We start from the raw sequence: 3893 nt of genomic DNA, 5'->3' as shown, positions 1-3893 counted from the left end.
GGTGTATCGCCCTGGGTGCGTGCGGTGTACGCGGCGACGATGTCAGTCACCAGCGGCAGCATCGACTCACCGTCGACACCGATGTGGTGGGCGACCACCGCCAGGAGGTACTCGCCGGCCGGGGTGGCGTCATGGTGCTCGTCTCGCCGGACCCTTCGCGACCCTCGCTCCTTCGTCGCATCGGCCTCAGGGATCAAGAAGGTGGTACCGTCCTCCCCTGCTCCCTGAGGAGCCGAACCGCTAGGCAACGCGCCTTCCCCCGCTCCCTGAGGAGCCGAGCCGCTAGGCGAGGCGTCACGAAGGGTCACCCGCAACGGCCACTGCGTCGTCACATCGAAACCGGCAGTCGCCGAAGCGAACAGCGCGTCGTCGGAGTCGACGACCCGCCAGATGCGACGGGCGTCGAACTCGGCGATGTCACCGACCTGCTGGTAGGGCACGCCGGCTTCGGACGGGAACGACGTGCGGAGTACCTCGTGGCGTGCGAGGACGTCGATCACGGACTGCCGCAACGCATCCACGTCGAGTGAGCCTGTCAGGCGCAGGACCGCCGGAATGTTGTAGGTTGCCGCCGATGCCTCGAAGCGGTTGATGAACCACATGCGCTGCTGCGCGAACGACAGCGGTACCCGGGCAGGGCGTGGTTCGACCGCGACGATCGGCGACAGGGCCTCGGCATTGCCCGCGACCGCGGCGGCGAGCGCGCGGACCGTCGATGCGGTGAACACCTCGCGCACCGAGATATCAACGCCGAGAGCCTCTCCGGCCTGCGCAGCCAAGCGCATCGCCGACAGCGAGTTGCCGCCGAGGTCGAAGAAGGAGTCGGTCACACTGATGCGGTCGAGGCCGAGAACGTCGGTGAACGCCTTCAGCACCGCCAGCTCCGCGGCGGTCTGCGGTGCCACCACACCTTCGCTGTGCGCCCCGAACTCAGGATCGGGCAAGGCGTCGCGGTCCAGTTTGCCGTTGGCGGTCAACGGCAGTGCTTCCACGATGAGCACCAGCGTGGGCACCATGTACGCGGGCAGTTGCCGTGCCGCAGCGGTGATCACGTCGTCGGCGACCACGTCGCGTCCGCCGTCGGCGACGACATACCCGACAAGGGTGTCGCCGGACGGTCCGTCGACGATGCGGACGGCTGCACCCACCACGCCGGACGCGGTCAGCAGCGCCGCCTCGATCTCGCCGAATTCGATACGGAATCCGCGCAATTGGACCTGCGCGTCGCCGCGGCCGAGGTACTCGATGTCGTTACCGACACGTCGCGCGCGGTCGCCGGTGCGGTACATCCGCGAACCGTCCCCGGCGAACGGGTCGGCGACGAAGCGCGTCGACGACAGGTCGGGGCGGCCAAGGTAGCCCTGGGTGAGTTGTCCACCGGTGACGTACATTTCACCCGGAACACCAACCGGAACCGGTCGCAGCCGATCGTCGAGGATGTGAATTCCCAGCGACGCCAGCGGGCGCCCGATGTACGAGGCGTCGTCGGCCGACACCGAGTCGGAGTCGAGTTCGCGGTAACTGACGTGAACCGTGGTCTCGGTGATGCCGTACATGTTCACCAGGCGCGCATCGTCGGCGGGGAATGCGTCGTACCAGCGCCGCACGTGTTCGAAACTCAGTGCCTCGCCGCCGAATACGACGTATCGCAGCCGCAGGTCGACCCGATTGCGCCGGCGGGCGTCGATCAGCTGGTAGAACGCAGACGGTGTCTGGCTCAGCGAGGTGACGCCTTCGGCGGCGAGAAGGCCGACGAACCGGTCGATGTCGCGGGCCACGTCGCGGTCGACGATGACGCAGCGACCGCCGTAATACAGTGCCCCCCACAGTTCCCACACCGAGAAGTCGAAGGCGTACGAATGGAACATGGTCCAGACGTCGTCGGCACCGAACTCGAAGTCGCCTGCGGTGGTGTCGAGCAGCGTGACCACACCGCGGTGGGTGACCTCCACACCCTTGGGCAGGCCGGTCGAACCGGACGTGTAGATCACATAGGCCCGCGAATCAGCCGGGACGGCAACGGGACCCAGTGGCGACGCGCCGCTGTTCGCCGACACCAGCGTGCGGACGTCGACAGCCTCGACACCGTCCGGCACCGCTGCCCACAGTTCGTGACCGGCCGACGAATCGTCGGTCAGGACGACGGCCACGCCCGCGTCGGACACGATGTGCGACAGGCGCGCGACCGGGTTGGTGAGGTCGAGCGGCACATATGCGGCGCCCGCCTTGAGGACACCGATGATCGCGGTGACGAGGTCGGTGGTGCGGGCGGTGGCCACACCCACCAGGTCGCCGATGGCGGTGCCGCGTGAGATCAGGCCCGCGGCAACCGCATCCGAGTCCCGATCGAGTTCTGCGTACGTCAGTGCCGCGTCACCGGCGGTGACGGCGACCGAGTCACCGTGCGCCGCTGCGGACGCGGTGAACGAATCCACTAGAGTCGCACCGGAATGTTCGGTACGAGTGACTGGCTCGGGCAGGCTCCCGAGAAGGCGCCTGTCGTCGGAAAGGAGCAGGTCGACATCGCCGACGACCGTTGCGGGGCGTTCGGTCAACGCATCCAGCATGCGGACGAATCTCTCGGCGAGAGTGCTCATCGTCGGCTCGTCGAACAGATCGGTCGCGTACGTCAGCACACCTGTCCAGTCCTGCCCTTCCGGGGCGGAGGACACAACGACCCGCAGGTCCTGCTGCGCGGCAACCACCGGTGATTCGGCGGCGACGATCTCGAGACCGGAGATCTCGACGGGTGCCGAGCCCACCGACGCGATCGGGTCGAACGAGAGCATCACCTGCGCGAGGGGCGCGAACGCTTCGCTGCGTACCGGGTCGACGGCCTCGACGACCGATTCGAACGGAACATCGGAGTATTCGAGGGCGTCCAGATTGGTGACCCGCACCTGGTCGAGCAACTCGGCGAACGGCTTTCCGGTGTCGACAGCGGTCCTCAGTACCAGCGTGTTGACGAACATGCCGATCAGCGGGTCGAGCGCGGCCTGACCGCGGCCGGCGGTCGGGGTGCCGACCATGATGTCGCCGGTGGCGGTCAGCCTGGCCAGCAGCGCGGCAAGCGCGGTGTGCACCACCATGAACGGGGTGACGCCGAATTCGCCTGCCACAGCGGCGACCCGGTCCGATACGCGGGCCGGGATCCCGAAGATGACGTCGGCGCCGGCGTACGAGGCGACCGCCGGACGTGGGCGGTCGGCGGGCAGCTCGAGAACGTCCGGTGCACCGGCAAGTTGACTGCGCCAGTAGCTGAGCTGGCGGCCGATCACCGATTCGGCGTCGTCGGCCGAACCGAGCACCGTGTGCTGCCAGATCGCGAAGTCGGCGAACTGCACTTCGAGCGGTGCCCAGTCCGGTGAATCACCTTGAGCGCGAGCGGTATACGCGGTCACGATATCCGTGACCAGGGGCAGGATCGATTCGCCGTCGGCGGCGATGTGGTGGACGGTCAGCGCGAGAACGAAGTCGCGGTCACCGCCGGACAGCAGACGCACCCGCAGCGGCCACTGCGTGGTCACATCGAAACCGTCGGTCACCGAGGCGAGCAGTTCGTCGCGGGTGCCGACGACGCGCCACACGTCGTGGCTGTCGAAGTCGGCGATGTCCCCGACCACCTGGTGGGGTACGCCAGCCCGTGCCGGGAACACTGTCCGCAGCACCTCGTGCCGTTCGAGCACGTCGATCACGGCCTGCCGCAGCGCATCTGCGTCGAGGTCGCCGGTGAGGTTCAGGACCGCGGGGATGTTGTAGGTGGCCGCGGTGGTGTCGAACTGGTTGATGAACCACATCCGCTGCTGAGCAAACGACAACGGCACCAACTCCGGACGCGGATCAACCCTCGTGATCGGCGCCAAAGCCACACCATGACCGGACGTCGCCGCGAT

The 3893-nt window shown here is 67.6% G+C and carries 1 protein-coding gene; it reads right to left on the bottom strand.

Annotated features, from left to right (window positions below):
• A partial coding sequence (locus KDB67_RS11965) for an amino acid adenylation domain-containing protein (RefSeq protein WP_291015993.1) occupies positions 1–3869 on the bottom strand: 3869 nt, incomplete at its 3' end.
• Positions 3870–3893 lie beyond the last annotated feature (24 nt).

The organism is Gordonia sp. (in: high G+C Gram-positive bacteria), assembly GCF_020438995.1.
Taxonomy (GTDB): Bacteria; Actinomycetota; Actinomycetes; order Mycobacteriales; family Mycobacteriaceae; genus Gordonia.
Note: the sequence above shows the minus strand (reverse complement) of the source record. Positions and strands in the feature narration are given on the sequence as shown.